Source organism: Cupriavidus phytohabitans, from assembly GCF_017815025.1.
Classification (GTDB): Bacteria; Pseudomonadota; Gammaproteobacteria; order Burkholderiales; family Burkholderiaceae; genus Cupriavidus.
This window is the reverse complement of record NZ_JAGIQB010000037.1, coordinates 24,368-41,168: the sequence shown is the minus strand read 5'-3', so window position 1 is coordinate 41,168 and position 16,801 is coordinate 24,368. Positions and strand designations below refer to the sequence as shown.

Below are 16,801 nucleotides of genomic sequence, written 5' to 3'. Positions count from 1 at the left end.
CTGGCGTCCCTGACGGCGCGCCGTGCCTGCACGACGCGCTGAATAAAAAGGCGGCCTGGCTTGCCTGCGGAAGACGCGATCGGGAAAGCGGGGTCTGGTTGCTTTCCCGATCTTCCGAAGACTGGCTACTGCCAAACGCTCCGCGTGACGGAGCGGTCCCCACAAAAGTCGGTGTCGGATGCCGCGGGGGATGACCACGTCGCGGCGTCCGGAAAATCTGTGCCTGCCAGGATTCGGGGCACTGCCGCATGCTGCGGCGGCCTCGGTGCTGGCCGGGCTGCCTGGCTGGTGAAGTACCGTGCGTCAGGCAGTGATCGAATAGTAAATGGGAATCGATCTCATTTCAAGAGAAATTTTCACCGGTGCTGACCATCGGCCGCCGCGTTTGCAAAAATGCCCGCCGGACGGCCTGCGTTCAGAACTGGTGGCGCATCCCGGCAGACGTGGAAAAAGATGTCCGCGCAGGCAGCACTGAAAAAGTACTGTTTCGGGCGGTGTGAACGAGTTTGGTCAGCCTTCGGAGCCGTCGGCCGGCATGTCGCGCGACAGGCCCAGGATCCACCCGCGGAACATCGCCAGCGCTTCCGATTCCGGCCGGCCCTCGGGATAGGCGAAATAGTAAGCCTGGTAGCCCTGGTGCTCGTCCAGCATGCCGGCCAGCGGGATCACCAGCTGGCCGGTCTGCAGCTCGCGTTCGATCAGCAGCCGTGGCGCCAGTCCGATGCCGAGCCCCGCGGCGGCGGCGGCCGTCATCATCGTGAACAGCTCATAGCGCGGCCCGCGCGACGACGCGAGGCTGAAGTCCCAGCCCTGCGCCAAGTACCAGTCGCGCCAGGCGTTGGCGCGCGTGCTCAGGTGCAGGTGGCGGCAGCGTGCCAGGCTGGCGGCATCGGTGACGGGATGGGCGGCGAGAAAGGCCGGGCTGCACACCGGCACCATGCCGCCTTCGCGGAAGATCACGCCGCCGCGCGTGCCGGGCCAGAACTGGTCGCCGAAATAGATGGCGGCGTCGTAGGCGCACTCCTGGAAGGAAAACGGCTGCGAGCGCGCCGACAGGTTGACGGTGACGTTGGGATGGCGCCGCGCAAAGTCCGGCAGCCGCGGGATCAGCCACTGCGTGGCGAAGGTGGGCACCACCGCGAGTTCCAGCGTGTAGCCCATGGCGCGGCCGGTGCTGATTTCCAGCGTGTCGCGCTGCAGGTGGTCCAGGTGCCGGCGGATGCGCGCGGCGTATTCGCGCCCGGTCTCGGTCAGTTCCAGGCGACGCCGCACGCGCGTGAACAGCGCCACGCCCAGGCGTTGTTCGAGCTGCGCCACCTGCCGCCCCACCGCGCTGTGCGTCAGCGCCAGCTCGGCCGCGGCGCGGGTAAAGCTGCCCAGCCGTGCCGAGGCCTCGAAGGCCTGCAGCGCGCCCAGGTTGGGGATGTCGTTTCTCATGGGAGGGCGGGAAAGGAAGTCCGACAGTATAAACAGCGGCGCGATACCGGAGGTCGTGCGCCGCGCGCACAACGTTGTGCGCAATGCGCGCTTGTGCGCGGGCTGCGCGGGGCACTATCCTGCCCCGCAGATCGTGGCCCTGCCCGCCTCGCCCGCCGGGGTGCAAGCCGGTCCGCGACGCCCACATCCAAGCGCCCATGTCATCCAATATCTCCACGCTCCTTACCGCCAACGTCGGCGCCACCCGCGCCGCGCAACTGATGTCGCTGGTCACGCTGCCGGCCAGCCTGCTCCAGGACCCACAGGACCCACAGGACCCACAGGACCCACAGGACCCACAAGGCCGCGCCACCCGGGCCGAGATCGCCCAGGCGCTGAACATGGTGCTGTTCGGCGGCATCCTGGAGCGCGTGCCGACCGGCCGCGCTTACACCGACGACGTGGCCGCCGCCGGCGGCAAGGTCACCTTCGACCACGGCGCGCTGCGCACGGTCAAGTGGCGCGACAACGGCGCGCTGCCCGAAGGCGAGGCCGCCTTTACCCGCATCCTGCGGCCGCTGGGCTACGTGCTCAACGGCACGTATCCGCTCGACCGCATCGGCATGACCGGGCGCTCGTACGCGCACGCGGACGCATCCGAGGACATCGCCCAGTTCTTCGTCAGCGAATTGCATCCGGAGCGCTTCAGCGAAGACTTCCGCGCCGCCGTCAGCCGCGTGACCGGCCGCTCCGTCGATCCGCTGACGCCGCGCGCGCAGACGCTGCTGTGGCAACTGGAGCGCGACGGCGCGCTGCCCGTGGCCGACGGCGCCGAACTGGTCGGCCTGCTTGTGCCGTGCTTCGAGCGCCAGCACACCGCGCCGCGGCTGGCTGACTATGAAGCGCTGCTGCGCGAATCGGCCGAAATGGCGTGGATCGCGACAGAAGGCAATGCCTTCAACCACGCCACCGACCGCGTCGACGACGTGTTCGCGCTGGCCGAGCAGCAGAAGCGGCTGGGCCGGCCGATGAAGGACAAGGTGGAGGTGTCCGGAAGCGGACGCGTCAAGCAGACGGCGTTCCGCGCCGATACCGTGCGCCGCACGTTCATCGGTGCGCAGGGCGAGGCCGTCGAGCGCGAGGTGCCGGGGTCCTTCTATGAGTTCATCACGCGCGAGCGCTTTGCCGAAGCGGAAGCTGCGCCACAGCGTTATGACCTTGGGTTTGACGCGGGCAATGCGCAGGGGATTTTCAGGATGACCGCGGCGGCGTGCTGAGCCGCAGATGATGTTCTCTCTCTCCCGTTCAGGGAGAGAGAGAAGCCACGCGCCTATCCAAGCTTCTTCGCCGAAATCACCGCTTCGGCCACGTTGGCCGGCGCCTCGGCATAGTGCTTGAACTCCATGGTGAACGTCGCGCGACCCTGCGTCAGCGAGCGCAGCGTGGTCGAGTAGCCGAACATCGTCGCCAGCGGCACTTCGGCGCGCACGATCTTGCCGCCGCCACCGGCAATGTCTTCCATGCCGTGCACCATGCCGCGGCGTGACGACAGGTCGCCCATCACGTTGCCGGTGAACTCCTCCGGCGTTTCCACCTCGACCGCCATCATCGGCTCCAGCAGCGCCGGCCGGGCCCGGCGCATGCCTTCCTTGAACGCCATCGAGCCCGCCATGCGGAAGGCATTCTCGTTCGAGTCCACGTCGTGGTACGAGCCGAACACCAGCGTGGCCTTGATGTCCACCACCGGATAGCCTGCCAGCACGCCCGACTGCAAGGTTTCGCGGATGCCCTTGTCAACCGCGGGGATAAACTCGCGCGGCACCACGCCGCCCTTGATCGCGTCGACGAATTCGTACCCGGCGCCGTGCGGCATCGGCTCGAGGTTCAGCACCACGTGGCCGTACTGGCCGCGGCCGCCGGACTGCTTGATGAACTTGCCTTCCACGTCCTTGACCGGCTGGCGGATGGTCTCGCGGTAAGCCACCTGCGGCTTGCCCACCGACGCTTCCACATTGAATTCGCGGCGCATGCGCTCGACCAGGATTTCCAGGTGCAGCTCGCCCATGCCCGAGATGATGGTCTGGCCGGATTCCTCGTCGGTGTTCACGCGGAACGACGGGTCCTCCTGCGCCAGGCGGTTCAGCGCAATGCCCATCTTTTCCTGGTCGGCCTTGGTCCTGGGCTCCACCGCCTGCGAGATCACGGGCTCGGGGAAGCTCATGCGTTCCAGGATGATGACCTTGTCCGGGTCGCACAGCGTATCGCCGGTGGTCGCCTCCTTCAGCCCGACTGCCGCGGCAATGTCGCCGGCGCGTACTTCCTTGATCTCCTGGCGCACGTTGGCATGCATCTGCAGGATTCGGCCAAGCCGCTCGCGCTTGGACTTGAGCGGGTTGTAGACGGTATCGCCGGAATTGACCACGCCCGAATACACGCGGAAAAAGATCAGCTGGCCGACGAAGGGATCGGTCATGATCTTGAACGCCAGCGCCGAGAACGGCTCGTCGTCGCTCGGATGGCGCTCGGCCTGGCGGTCGTCCTCGGTGTGGCCGAGGATGGCCGGCACGTCGGCGGGCGAGGGCAGGTAGTCGATGACAGCATCGAGCATGCTCTGCACGCCCTTGTTCTTGAAGGCGCTGCCGCACAGCATCGGCACGATCTCGTTGGCGATGGTGCGCTTGCGCAGGCCGCGCTTGATCTGCTCTTCGGTCAGCGCTTCACCCGACAGGTAGCGCTCGAGCAGGGCCTCGTCGGCCTCGGCCGCGGCTTCTACCATCTTGTCGCGCCAGGCTTGCGCGGTCGCCAGCAGCTCGGCCGGGATCTCCTGGTACTCGAAGCGGACGCCCTGGCTGGCATCGTCCCAGACGATGGCCTTCATCTTGACCAGGTCGATCACGCCCAGGAAATGGTCCTCCTCGCCGAGCGGGATCTGGATCGGCACGGCGCGCCCCTTGAGGCGGTCGGCGATCTGCGCCTGCACGCGGAAGAAGTCCGCGCCGACGCGGTCCATCTTGTTGACGAAGGCAATGCGCGGTACCGCGTACTTGTTGGCCTGGCGCCAGACCGTCTCGGATTGCGGCTGCACGCCGCCGACCGCGTCGTAGACCATGCAGGCGCCGTCGAGCACGCGCATCGAGCGCTCGACTTCGATGGTGAAGTCGACGTGTCCCGGCGTATCGATGATGTTGATACGGTGTTCGGGGTAATTGCCGGCCATGCCTTTCCAGAAGGCGGTGGTGGCAGCCGACGTGATGGTGATGCCGCGCTCCTGCTCCTGCTCCATCCAGTCCATGGTGGCAGCGCCATCGTGCACTTCGCCCAGCTTGTGGTTGACGCCCGTGTAGAACAGGATGCGTTCGGTCGTCGTGGTCTTGCCGGCGTCAATATGCGCGCTGATGCCGATGTTGCGGTAGCGCTCGATGGGGGTCTTGCGGGACACAGTGTTCTCCTGGGTAACACCTCCGAATAGAGTAGCACCACTGGGCCTTTGCCGTTGCCCCTGCCACACGCAGGGGAACGCACGCGTGCGGCGCGTGGTCGTGCATGCAATGGTGCGCGGCGTCTGAGGCGAGCCTAGGGGCGAGCTGCAATACCTTGCGGAATCCTCCCATCCTACGCGCCGTCGTGCCTCCCTATACTGGGCCTGCATCGCGCCGGCCGATGCCCCGACATACCCATTCACGCGAACCGACGCATGACCACCATCCTGATCGTTGACGACCACCCGGCGATGCGGCTGATTCTCAAGACCCATTTGCTGCAGCTCCTCGGCGTCGATGAAGTGCTCGAGGCCGACAACGGGCAAAGCGCGCTCGACCTGGTGCGCGCGCGCATGCCCGACCTCGTGCTGCTCGATCTCGACATACCGCGCTCGAGCGGCCTCGACGTGGCGCCGCGCCTGCGGGCGATCCATCCGCAGGTGCGCCTGCTGGTGGTGACGGCGCTCGACCCGGCGGTGTTCGTCAGCCGCGCGTGGCAGGTCGGCGCGCAGGGCTTTGTCAGCAAGACACAGGACCTGAAGGAAATCCTGCGCGCGGTCGAGTCGGTGCTGGCCGGCTACACGGTGTTCCCCGCGATGGGACGGGATGGCGGCTCGCGCCATGCCGTTTCCGCCGACGATGAGATGCTGCGCCGCCTTTCCGACAAGGAACTGGTGGTTCTGCAGATGCTGGCGCGCGGCATGTCGTACAAGGCCATCAGCGCCAGCCTCTTTATCAGCAACAAGACCGTCAGCAGCTACAAGGCGCGCATCATGGCCAAGCTGCAGGTGTCGTCGCTGGTTGAACTGGTCGACTTCGCGCGCCGCTGCCGCCTCGCCTTGTAAATGCCAGTCGCTGGCAATTGTTCGGACATCGTATGACTTTGGGCCACAGGCACGCCCTGTGGGGCGTCCGGGACTCCGGGCGTCAGGCCTGCGCGCTGCCGGAGCCCGAGGCCTTGCGCAGCCGCTCGCGGCTGTTGGTCAGGTGCATGCGCATCGCCGCCTTGGCCGCGTCCGGGTCGCGGCGCTCGATTGCGTCGTAGATGTTCTCGTGCTCGAACTGGACGCGCTCCAAGTACTGTTCGCGCTCCGGCGTATTGACCTGCAGACGGCTGCGCGGGATCAGCATGGTGCCCAGGTGGCCCATGATGTCGGTGAAGTAGCGGTTGCCGGTGGCGCGCGCGATGGCCAGGTGGAAGGCAAAATCGCTGTCCACCGCGTCGCTGCCAGCCCCGGTGTTGCGCTTGAGTTCGTCAAGCGCCTGGCGCATGGCGGCCAGCTGGGCGTCGCTGCGGCGCGCGGCGGCCAGTCCGGCAGCCTCTGCCTCCAGGCTGACGCGGAATTCCAGCATCGCCATCACATCGATGGCAGTTCCAAGCGTATCCGGCCCGATGCGGAACGGCGAGGGCGCTTCCGCCGCGCGCGCCAGCACGAACGTGCCGATGCCGTGGCGGGTCTCGACCAGTCCGCTGGCCTGCAGCCGCGACAAGGCCTCGCGCACCACCGTGCGGCTTACGCCCTGCGTCGCCATGATTTCCGATTCGGTCGGCAGCTTGTCGCCGGGCTTGAGCTGGCCCTGGCGGATCTCCTCGGATAGCGCCTGTACCACTTCCTCGGCCAGCGTGCGGCCGCGGCGGCGCAGCGGCAAGGCCGCGGCGGCGTTGGGCGCGCTGGTGGCAGCGGCGGACGGGTCGGGCAGGGCAGGATTGCGTGCGGTAGGCATGGCGGTTACGGGCGGGGTTTCCCGGACTTGACCGGTTCGAGATGGCCTTATTATACTGGGTTATCAGTCATACGATGACAGATAACATAGCAATGCCGGAGACCAGACCCGAATGACCCATCCCGCCACTTCCGCCGCCCCCGCCACGCACGCCGGTGCCGGCCAGACTCCCGTGGTGACCGAACTCACCGTGGTGCCCGTTGCCGGGCACGACAGCATGCTGATGAACCTGTCCGGCGCGCATGGCCCGTACTTCACGCGCAATATCGTGATCCTGCGCGACAGCGCCGGCCACACCGGCGTGGGCGAAGTGCCGGGCGGCGAAGGCATCCGCCAGACGCTGGAAGACGCCCGGCCGCTGCTGGTCGGGCAGCCCATCGGCCAATACCAGGCCATCCTGAACCGCGTGCGTGCCACCTTCGCCAGCCGCGATGCCGGCGGCCGCGGCCTGCAGACCTTCGACCTGCGCATCACTATCCATGCCGTCACCGCGCTGGAAGCGGCGCTGCTCGACCTGCTTGGCCAGCACCTGGAGGTGCCGGTGGCGGCACTGCTGGGCGAAGGCCAGCAGCGCGACGCCGTCGAGATGCTGGGCTACCTGTTCTATATCGGCGACCGCCAGCGCACCACGCTGGACTACCGCACCGAGCCCGATGCCGACAACGCCTGGTTCCGCCTGCGCAATGAAGTGGCGATGACGCCCGAGGCGGTCGTCCGCCTGGCCGAGGCCGCGTACGAACGCTACGGCTTCAACGACTTCAAGCTCAAGGGCGGCGTGCTGCGCGGCGACGAAGAGATGCAGGCGATCCTGGCGCTGGCCGAGCGCTTCCCGAAGGCGCGCATCACGCTCGACCCCAACGGCGCCTGGTCGCTGGCCGAGGCCGTGCGCCTGTGCCGTGACAAGCGCGGCGTGCTCGCCTACGCCGAAGACCCGTGCGGTGCCGAAGACGGCTATTCGGGCCGCGAAGTGATGGCCGAGTTCCGTACCGCCACCGGCCTGCCCACGGCGACCAACATGATCGCCACCGACTGGCGCCAGATGGGCCATGCGGTGCGCCTGCAGTCGGTCGACATCCCGCTGGCCGACCCGCATTTCTGGACCTTGCAGGGTTCGGTGCGCGTGGCGCAGATGTGCGCCGAATGGGGCCTGACCTGGGGCTCGCACTCGAACAACCACTTCGATATCTCGCTGGCGATGTTCACCCACGTGGCCGCCGCCGCGCCGGGCCGCGTCACCGCCATCGACACGCACTGGATCTGGCAGGACGGCGAGAACCTGACCAAGGCGCCGCTGAAGATCGAGAACGGCCTGGTGGAGGTGCCGAAGACGCCGGGCCTTGGCGTGGAACTCGACATGGACGCGCTGGGCCGCGCCCACGCGCTGTACCAGAGCAAGGGCCTGGGCGCTCGCGACGATGCCATCGCCATGCAGTTCCTGATCCCCGGCTGGCAGTTCAACAACAAGGCGCCCTGCATGGTGCGCTGACCCGGACGGCAGTCCGGCATCGACAAGATTTAGCAGGAGACGATGATGTATCCCTTCCAACGCACGGGCGCGCTGCGCCTGCAAGCCTGGCTGCGCGTGGTTGCCGTCGGCTCGGTGCTGACCGTCGCCGCGCTGGCCGCGTTGACGGCGGGCAGCGCCCGGGCCGCGCAAGACTGGCCGCAGCGCCCGGTCTCGGTGGTGGTGCCGTTCCCCGCGGGCGGCTCCACCGACACCATCGCGCGCATGCTGACGGCGCCGCTCAACGAGAAGCTGGGCCAGCCCTTCGTGGTCGACAACAAGCCCGGCGCGACCGGAGCCATCGGCGCGACTTTCGTCAAGCGCGCGCCGGCGGACGGCTACACCATGCTGGTGGCGTCGATCGGCGTCTTTGCCGTCAACCCGTTCCTGCAGAAGAACCTTGGCTACGACCCGGTCAAGGACTTCGACCTGCTGACGGTGGCGGTACGCGCGCCTAACGTGCTGGTGGTCAATCCGCAGTTCCCGGCGAAGAACGTGCAGGAACTGGTGGCGCACATGAAGAAGAACCCGGGCAAGGTCAGCTTTGCCTCGTCCGGCGCGGGGTCGTCCGACCACCTGACCGCGGCGCTGTTCTGGCAGAAGACCGGCACCGACGGCCTGCACGTGCCATACAAGGGCGGTGCGCCGGCCATCTCCGACCTGCTCGCCGGCCAGGTGGACGTGTCGTTCCAGAACATCAACGCGGTGCTGCAGCACATCCGTACCGGCAAGCTCAAGGCGCTGGCGGTGACGGCGGACAAGCGCTCCGCCGTGCTGCCCAACGTGCCGACCATGGCGGAAGCCGGCGTCAAGGAGGTCGAGGTCTATTCGTGGCAGGGCGTCGCCGCGCCGCGGGGACTGCCCGCCGACGTGAAGACGCGCCTGCATGGCGCGCTGGTCGGCGCGTTGAACGACCCCAGGATGCGCCAGAAGCTGTCGGAGAACGGCTTCGAGGTGGTCGCGAACACGCCCGAGCAGTTCAGCCAGTTTGAAGCGCAGGAACTGCAGCGCTGGAAGACCGTGATCGAGAAGGGCCGCATCGTGCTCGACTGAGCGCAACAGGCAGCAACAGGCAGCAACAGGCAGCAACCGCACCTGACTAACACACCGACAGCGCCGGCCGCCGCACGACCACCGTGCCGCGCCGGCGCACTTGCAACAACAATGGAGACATAGCATGACCCAGGGACGCCGCATCTTCCTCAAGCAGACTTCCGCGCTGGCCGCGGGCATCGCCGCCGGCCCGCTGGCCGGCCTGGCCACCGGCACTAACGTTGCCCATGCCGCGCAGCAGGCGTGGCCGACGCGCCCGATCCGCCTCGTGGTGCCGTACACCGCCGGCGGTTCGTCAGACATCATCGCGCGCCTGATCAGCAAGCAGCTGGGCGAAGCGCTGGGCCAGTCCGTGGTGGTCGACAACAAGCCCGGCGCCAACGGCAACGTCGGCGCGGCACTGGTCGCGCAGGCCACCGACAACCACACGCTGATGCTGTGCGACATCGGCGCGCTGGCGATCAGCCCCTCGGTCTATACCAAGCTGACCTTCAATATCGCCAAGGACCTGAAGCCGGTGACGATGCTGGCGTACTCGCCGCACCTGCTGGTGGTGCATCCGTCGGTGCAGGTCAGCAACCTGAAAGAACTGGTCGAGCTGTCCAAGCGCAGCCAGCTGAACTTTGCCGTGACCGCGATCGGCAGCGCGCCCCACCTGGCCGGCGTGGCGGTGGAGCAGGCCACCGGCGCCAAGTGGCAATACGTGCCGTACAAGGGCGGCTCGCAGGCGATCGCCGATACCGTCGGCGGCAGCGCGCAGGTGCTGATGAACGGCATGCTGGCCACGCTGCCGCATGTGCAGTCGGGCAAGCTCAAGCTGATCGCCCAGTCCAAGCGCACGCGCATGCCGCTGCTGCAGAACGTGCCGACCATTGCCGAGCAGGGCGTGCCCAATTTTGAATCGGGCACGTGGCAGGGCGTGATGGCGCCGGCCAGCATGCCGGATGCGCTGGTGACGCGGATCAACGCCGAGCTGATCAAGATCATCCGCGCTCCAGAACTGCGTTCGCAACTGGTCCAGCAGGGTGCTGAAGTGGTCACGATGACGCCGGCAGAAACCGGCAAGTTCTTTGTTGCCGAGCAGGCGCGCTGGGCGGGGGTGGTGAAGCAGGCGGGGATCAAGCTGGAGGCTTGATACGCAGGGATATTTGCTCCGACGCCCCGCAGGGGCGCTGCGATGCCATAACGGCCCGCGTGTTGAACGCGGGCCGTTTGTCCTTGCGCCGGCGATTCTTGCGCCGGCGATTCAAAACAAAAAGCCCCGCACAAGGCGGGGCCAGTCACTGCAGGCGCTGCGCTTATCCCTGCAGCGCCGCCGGCAGCAATCCCTGCGGCAGGTTCTGGTAGCAGACCGGGCGCAGGAAACGATCGATCGCCGTGGCGCCGACCGAGGTCGAGCGCACGTCCGACGTGGCCGGGAACGGCCCGCCATGCACCATCGCATAAGCCACTTCCACCCCGGTCGGATAGCCGTTGCACAGCACGCGCCCGGCCTTGCGCTCCAGCACCGGCAGCAGTTGGCGCGCGGCCTCATGGTCGGCGTCGTCGAGCTGCATGGTGGCGGTGAGCTGGCCCTCCAGCTGGCGTGCCAGCGCGAGCATCTCTTCCAGGTCGCGGCACACCACCAGCACCGTCGACGGGCCGAACACTTCGGCCTGCATGCGGTGATCGGCGAGGAATTGCGCGGCGGTGGTTTCGAACATCACCGGACGGGCCTGGTTGACACCCGTGGCGGCAACCCCGTCGCCGATGCGCTGCAGGCCATCCAGCGACGACAGCTGCGCCACGCCCTTTTCATAGGCGGCATGGATGCCCGGCGTCAGCATGGTCGCCGCCGGCTTGCCACCCAGCGCGTCGAGCGCCGCGGCGCGGAACTGGTCCAGCGCCGGGCCTTCGATGCCGATGACCAGGCCGGGGTTGGTACAGAACTGGCCGACGCCCAGCACCAGCGAATCGACCAGCTGGCGTCCAATCTCGGCGCCGCGCGCCTGCAGCGCAGCGGGCAGCAGGAACACCGGGTTGATGCTGCTCATCTCGGCGTACACGGGAATCGGCTGCGGCCGCGCGTTGGCTGCCTGCATCAGCGCCATGCCGCCCGAACGCGAACCGGTGAAGCCGACCGCCTGGATCGCGGGATGCGACACCAGCGCCGTGCCCACGACATTGCCCGCGCCCACCAGCAGCGAAAACACGCCTTCCGGCAGGCCGGCATCCTGCACGGCTTTCTGGATCACGCGGCCGACCAGCTCGGACGTGCCCAGGTGCGCCGAATGCGCCTTGACCACCACCGGGCAACCGGCTGCCAGCGCCGAGGCCGTGTCGCCGCCGGCAACCGAGAAGGCCAGCGGGAAGTTGCTGGCGCCGAACACCGCCACCGGGCCAATGGCGATGCGTTGCATGCGCAGGTCGGGGCGCGGCGGGGTGCGCTCGGGCAGCGCGGCGTCGAAGGTGGCCTCTTGCCAGCGGCCTTCGCGCAGCACGGTCGCGAACAGGCGCAACTGGCCGGCGGTGCGGCCGCGCTCGCCCTGCAGGCGCGCGACCGGCAGGCCGCTTTCCTGGTGGGCACGCTCGATCAGCGTGTCGCCCAGTGCCTCGATGCCGGCGGCGATCGCTTCCAGGAAGGCCGCGCGCTGCTCGGACGAGGTATTGCGATAGGTGTCGAAGGCCGCTTCGGCCAGCGCGCAGGCGCGCTCGACGTCGGCCTGGCCGCCGCCGTGGAAGTCGGGGCCCAGGGTCTCGCCCGTGGCCGGGTTGATGGCCTGCAGCGTCGATTCGGTGCCGCGCACGGCTTGCGCGCCGATCAGCATGTCGCCGGTGATTTGCATGGGAGGTTTCCTTGTCAGCGTTTGAGTGTGGCAGAGGGTGGCAAAAGTGGACAAGCCGGCCGGAGGGCAAAGCGCCCCGCGGCCGGCCTGTCGCCGTGTAATGGCAGAAAGGATTACTGCGGGCCGAGCTTGTTGATCAGCGTGCCCAGCATTTCCATTTCTTCGCCGGTCAGGTCGGTCAACGGCGCGCGCACCGGGCCGCCGTCGCGGCCGACGATGCGGGCACCGGCCTTGACGATGCTGACGGCGTAGCCGGCCTTGCGGTTGCGGATGGCCAGGTACGGGAGGAAGAAGTTGTCGATCAGGCGGCCGACGGTCTCCTGGTCGTCCGCGGCGATGGCCCGGTAGAAGTCCATCGCTGTCTTCGGGATGAAGTTGAACACCGCCGACGAGTACACCGGCACGCCCAGCGCCTTGTAGGCGGCGGCGTAGACCTCCGCCGTGGGCAGGCCGCCCAGGTAAGAGAAGCGGTCGCCCAGCTTGCGGCGGATGCTGACCATGGACTCGATGTCGCCCACGCCATCCTTGAAGCCGATCAGGTTGGGGCAACGGTCGGCCAGGCGGGCCAGTTGGTCGGCGTTCAGCCTGGAGTTGGCGCGGTTGTAGACGATCACGCCGATGTCGACCGACTTGCAGACCTCTTCCACGTGGGCGGCGATGCCGTCCTGGCTGGCTTCGGTCAGGTAGTGCGGCAGCAGCAGCACGCCGGCCGCGCCCAGGCGCTGGGCTTCCTGCGCGTAGGCGATGGCGGTGCGGGTCGGGCCGCCGGCGCCGGCCAGGATAGGCACCTTGCCTGCGCAGGTCTTGACCGCGGTATCGACCACGGCGGTGTAGTCGGCGGGGGTCAGCGAGAAGAACTCGCCGGTGCCACCGGCGGCGAACAGCGCGGTGGCGCCATACGGGGCCAGCCATTCCAGGCGGGCGGCATAGGACTTCGCGTTGAAGTCGCCCTTGGCGTCGAAGTCGGTAATGGGAAAGGACAGCAGGCCTTCGGAGACGATCTGCTTGAGTTCGTTAGGTGCGAGCATTGCGAAATCCTGATCGGGCCGGCGGCCCAGGGTGGTGACGGCGGAGGCTTGCCGGGCGGCAGGTCATCCGAGTTATCAGTCATCGTACGACAACGGCTCGGCAAAGGCAATAGGGTAGGACCGGCCCGGGGGTTTACCGGGAGGAAGAGATGGCGCGCGGCGGGCGTAGGGCAGTGCATTGGAAGAAGGCAGGCATGACTCGGTGCCATAACAATTGATTGACATCTGGTTGTAGGACAACGTAGGTGCTGGGTAGTCAATAATTTTGATGCGTCCATGCAAAGCCACCCCGTGCATTGGCCGCAGCCGGCTGGCACACTGGCATCCTGAACCAAGGGAGAGCACACGGTGGGAGAGTTACAGGCCTTGCTGGAAAACCACGGGCTGATGCTGGTATTCCTGAACGTGCTGGTCGAACAGGCGGGGCTGCCGGTGCCGGCGTACCCGATGCTATTCGTCGCTGGCGCGCTCGGCATGCAGGAAACCGGTCCGTCGATCGGCGCGGTGCTGGCCGCGGTGATCGTCGCCTGCCTGATTGCCGATACCGGGTGGTACTTCGCCGGCCGCCGGCTTGGGCAGCCGATGCTGCGCACCATCTGCAAGGTATCGATCTCGCCCGATTCCTGCATCCGCCAGACCCAGTCGCTGTACCTGCGCGTGGGGCCGCGCTCGCTGGTGGTCGCGAAGCTGCTGCCCGGTGCCGGCGCGCTGTCAACCGCGATGGCCGGCATGACCGGCACGCCGCTGCCGGTGTTCCTGTTCTATGACGCGATCGGCGCGCTGGTGTGGGCCGGCAGCGGCCTGCTGATCGGCGTGGTGTTCAGCGACTTTATCGACGCCATCCTGGAGGGCTTCAGCACCTACGGCCATATGGCGCTGGTGGCGGTGGTGGTGGCGTTCCTGGTGTTCCTGGCGTGGCGCTCGTGGCGCCGCTTCCGGCTGCTGCGCATCACGAAGCGCGTGCCGCGCATGAGCGTGGATGAACTGGAATCGCGCCGCCTGGCCGGCACGCTGCCCGTCGTGATCGACGTGCGGGCCCATGGCGACATGCCGATGGAGCGCATCCCCGGCTCGATGGTGCTCGACATGCAGGGCGCGCTCGACAGCCTCGACGCGCTGGGCGTGCCGCCTGCCGAGGCCGACATCGTGGTCTATTGCGCCTGCCCGAACGAGATGTCCGCGGCGCTGCTGGCCGAACGCCTGCGTGTTGCCGGTTATCCAAAAACCTGGGCGCTCGCCGGCGGCTTCGACGAGTGGAAGCGGCGGCACGGCGAGACCGTGCCGCCTGTCGTCACGCATCCGGATCCGGGCAAGGTGGCGGCGCGCTGAGCCGCAAGCCTCAGCGCTTGCCGGCGGTCTGGAATACCGACAGGTCGGGATAGATCGCGCGGATCTTTTCCCACTCGGCAGCATTGAAGAACTGGCACTTGCCGACGCCGAAGCGTTTGGCCACCTCCACGCAGAAGCGCACCGCCTCGGCGATGTCGATCTCGTGGTTGGCCGAGGTGGCGCTGCCCGATACCACTGACTGCGCGGTCACTGCCACGCCAACCACGGGCGCCGCCGTGGCAACGTGCGGCTGCATGATGCTGTTGAAGTGGTACAGCCCGTTGTGGTACGGCGTGATGTCCTGCAGCGAGATCGGGAAGGTCACCGCCGGGCAGCCGGTGGTCGATTCCATCGTCGCCACCAGGTCCGGCGCCACGCGCAGGATGTAACCCTGCATCGCCGTCGGCGAGATGGCGAAGCCCCGGTGCTTGATGATGCTGTTGCCCTTGGATGCGTCGATCGACAGGATCGCTTCCATTTCCGGCAGCACCTGGTAATCGTTCATGGTGTCGGAGGACACCGGCATGCCCATGAACGGCACCGGGTCGTGCGGCTGCATCGAGACATCGGTCGACAGGTGCGTGGTCACGATCACGTCGCCGGCGAGGTGGTCGCCGCGCGCCTTCATCTGCGCGAGCTTCAGCGCCACCGCCAGGCAGCCGATCGGGCCGTCTGCATCGGACACCAGGCCCACCAGTTCCGGACGCGCGCCGATGGCGCCGTTGCGGCCGATCACGCCCAGCGTCGGTGCCTTGCCGCCGCCGCGCTTGCCGGCGGTGCCGGGGATCACGATGGTGATGAAGTCGGTGGTATTGGCCGTGTTCTCGGGCGGCGCGTTATTGACCGTGGTGACTTGCACGGTCACGCCGGCGCCGGCGTAGGGCGCGAACAGTTCGCTGACGACCGCACCGTTGGCGTGCGGGCTGTCCAGGGCTTCGTGAATGACCAGCGTCTGCTGCAGGGCCATGGCTTTCTCCAGATGATGTGCCCGGCCCGCATGGCGCGGGCCGGGTGTCGGTTGAATCGTTAGAACTGGTGGCGCAGGCCGACCATCACCGTGGCTTGGCTGTCGCGCCCGTCCAGCGGCGTGCCGCTGCCGCCGGTCCAGCTGGTGGTGTTGTTGCCGAACAGGCCCGACCAGTCGCCGTGGACGCGGTCAAAGGCCAGCGCCAGGTAGGTGTCGGTGCGCTTGCTGAAGGCGTAGTCGGCCACGGCATACGCGGTGGTGCGGTTGCCGCTGAAGCTGTCGGCGCGGGTGCGGTTGTGCATCACGCTGCCGGTCAGCGTCACGTTGCCTGTCACGGCATAGCTCGCGCCCAGCGTGAAGAAGTCGTCGTGGCGGCTGCTGCCGAACACCGAGTTGATCGCCGCGCGGTTGGTCGGCGTGGCGGCGGTCGACATGCTGGTGATGGTGGCCGTGTCCGTGCCGCCCTTGGACGAGTCGAAGCCCGCTTCGCGGTCGCTGTGGATGTAGTTGGCGAACAGGCTGGCGCGGCCGACCGCGGCTTTCAGGCCCGCAAGGTAGATGTTCGCGGTACGGCTCTGGCTGTCGCGGGTCTGCTGGAAGTCTCCGATCGCGGTGATCGGGCCGGCCGCGTACTTCAGGCCGAACGACATGGACGACGTGGCGCGGGTGTTGCCCGCGGTCTCGCCCAGCGCGTATTCGGCGATCAGCGACACCGGGCCGAAGTTGCCGGTGTAGCTGACGGCGTTGTCGTAGCGCTGGCCGGTCAGGTACACCATCCACGAGTTCGACGGCGCCGCGCCCACGCCGAGCGGATCGACGTAGTAAAGCATGGTGTTGGCCGTGGTGTACTGCCGGCCCAGCGCCAGCTCGCCCCACTGGTTGCCGATCTTCACGTACGCCTGGCGGCCGAACAGCTGGCCCTGCTGGTCGAACTTGCCGGTGTCCCCGAGGAACCCGTTCTCCAGCACGAAGCCGGCCTTTACCCCGCCGCCGAGGTCTTCGATGCCCTTCAGGCCGAAGCGGCTGCCCGACAGGAAGCCTTCGCCGCTTTGCTGCATGCCGACCTGCGCATCGCCGGCGGGGTTGGAATGGGTCTGGTAGGTCAGCGCGGTGTCGATGACGCCGTAGAGCGTCACGCCCGACTGTGCGATCGCGGCGGCTGGCAGGCCGAGCAGCAGCGGCAATGCCATGCGCACGGCGTGGCGAAGGGTTTGGCTCATTGTGTTTTCTCCTCCAAAGGCAAAAAAGGGGCCACGCGGGCGGCGCTGGGCGGCTCGCGGGCGAGGTTTTGTTGTTTGTCGTGGCCGTGACCGGCCTGGGATGGCTAGCTGCTGATCGAGCGCCCGTGTTGCTGTTTTGCTCCCCTCTTCCGCTTGCGGGAGAGGGGCCGGGGGTGAGGGCCGGCGCTTGCCAAGCATCGCAGGGTCTCACTTCGTGGAGACTCCCGCCCTCACCCCCGCCCCTCTCCCATAAAT

General features: G+C 67.6%; 13 protein-coding genes. 6 read left to right on the top strand and 7 right to left on the bottom strand.

Annotated features, from left to right (window positions below; genetic code table 11):
• Positions 1 to 510: 510 nt before the first annotated feature.
• Positions 511 to 1,437 carry a LysR substrate-binding domain-containing protein gene (locus tag J8I34_RS23310; RefSeq protein WP_029045052.1) on the bottom strand — a complete coding sequence of 309 codons (927 nt, stop codon included), beginning with the start codon at positions 1,435 to 1,437 and terminating at the stop codon, positions 511 to 513.
• A gap of 197 nt (positions 1,438 to 1,634) precedes the next feature.
• Between J8I34_RS23310 and J8I34_RS23305 the strand changes: the two genes are divergently transcribed.
• On the top strand, positions 1,635 to 2,693 hold the full coding sequence (locus J8I34_RS23305) for a DUF1338 domain-containing protein (protein WP_209807109.1): 1,059 nt from the start codon (positions 1,635 to 1,637) through the stop codon (positions 2,691 to 2,693).
• 53 nt (positions 2,694 to 2,746) lie between these two features.
• Here J8I34_RS23305 and fusA read toward each other — a convergent pair whose 3' ends face one another.
• Positions 2,747 to 4,855 (bottom strand): elongation factor G, encoded by a 2,109-nt coding sequence (gene fusA / locus J8I34_RS23300; RefSeq protein ID WP_209772595.1) that lies wholly within the window; start codon positions 4,853 to 4,855, stop codon positions 2,747 to 2,749.
• Between the two features lie 255 nt (positions 4,856 to 5,110).
• Between fusA and J8I34_RS23295 the strand changes: the two genes are divergently transcribed.
• Entirely contained in the window at positions 5,111 to 5,740 is a 630-nt protein-coding gene (locus tag J8I34_RS23295; protein ID WP_029045049.1) for a response regulator transcription factor, read from the top strand.
• Between the two features lie 82 nt (positions 5,741 to 5,822).
• Here the strand turns inward: J8I34_RS23295 and J8I34_RS23290 are convergent, their stop codons facing one another.
• Positions 5,823 to 6,620, bottom strand: a complete 798-nt coding sequence (locus J8I34_RS23290) for a FadR/GntR family transcriptional regulator (protein WP_051320311.1) — start codon at positions 6,618 to 6,620, stop codon at positions 5,823 to 5,825.
• A 112-nt stretch (positions 6,621 to 6,732) separates the two neighbouring features.
• Between J8I34_RS23290 and gudD the strand changes: the two genes are divergently transcribed.
• The 3 genes from gudD (at position 6,733) to J8I34_RS23275 (ending at position 10,312) form a co-directional block, all read left to right on the top strand.
• Positions 6,733 to 8,106, top strand: coding sequence for a glucarate dehydratase (gene gudD, locus J8I34_RS23285; RefSeq protein ID WP_029045047.1), 1,374 nt, complete (start codon positions 6,733 to 6,735; stop codon positions 8,104 to 8,106).
• Positions 8,107 to 8,151: 45 nt separating this feature from the next.
• Complete coding sequence (locus J8I34_RS23280; RefSeq protein ID WP_029045046.1) at positions 8,152 to 9,177, top strand: Bug family tripartite tricarboxylate transporter substrate binding protein; 1,026 nt, start codon at positions 8,152 to 8,154, stop codon at positions 9,175 to 9,177.
• A gap of 124 nt (positions 9,178 to 9,301) precedes the next feature.
• Positions 9,302 to 10,312: a Bug family tripartite tricarboxylate transporter substrate binding protein gene (locus J8I34_RS23275; RefSeq protein WP_209807108.1), complete on the top strand. Its 1,011-nt coding sequence runs from the start codon at positions 9,302 to 9,304 to the stop codon at positions 10,310 to 10,312.
• A gap of 163 nt (positions 10,313 to 10,475) precedes the next feature.
• On the opposite strand, the gene J8I34_RS23270 is transcribed toward J8I34_RS23275, so the two are convergent.
• Both J8I34_RS23270 and kdgD read right to left on the bottom strand, forming a co-directional pair.
• Entirely contained in the window at positions 10,476 to 12,002 is a 1,527-nt protein-coding gene (locus tag J8I34_RS23270; protein ID WP_029045044.1) for an aldehyde dehydrogenase (NADP(+)), read from the bottom strand.
• 113 nt (positions 12,003 to 12,115) lie between these two features.
• Positions 12,116 to 13,030, bottom strand: coding sequence for a 5-dehydro-4-deoxyglucarate dehydratase (gene kdgD, locus J8I34_RS23265; RefSeq protein ID WP_029045043.1), 915 nt, complete (start codon positions 13,028 to 13,030; stop codon positions 12,116 to 12,118).
• 348 nt (positions 13,031 to 13,378) lie between these two features.
• Between kdgD and J8I34_RS23260 the strand changes: the two genes are divergently transcribed.
• Positions 13,379 to 14,359: a DedA family protein/thiosulfate sulfurtransferase GlpE gene (locus tag J8I34_RS23260; protein WP_029045042.1), complete on the top strand. Its 981-nt coding sequence runs from the start codon at positions 13,379 to 13,381 to the stop codon at positions 14,357 to 14,359.
• Between the two features lie 10 nt (positions 14,360 to 14,369).
• On the opposite strand, the gene J8I34_RS23255 is transcribed toward J8I34_RS23260, so the two are convergent.
• Entirely contained in the window at positions 14,370 to 15,326 is a 957-nt protein-coding gene (locus tag J8I34_RS23255; protein WP_209772590.1) for a DUF1177 domain-containing protein, read from the bottom strand.
• 59 nt (positions 15,327 to 15,385) lie between these two features.
• The gene (locus J8I34_RS23250) at positions 15,386 to 16,546 is read right to left on the bottom strand and encodes a porin (protein ID WP_209807107.1); all 1,161 of its coding nucleotides are present in this window, start codon (positions 16,544 to 16,546) and stop codon (positions 15,386 to 15,388) included.
• Positions 16,547 to 16,801 lie beyond the last annotated feature (255 nt).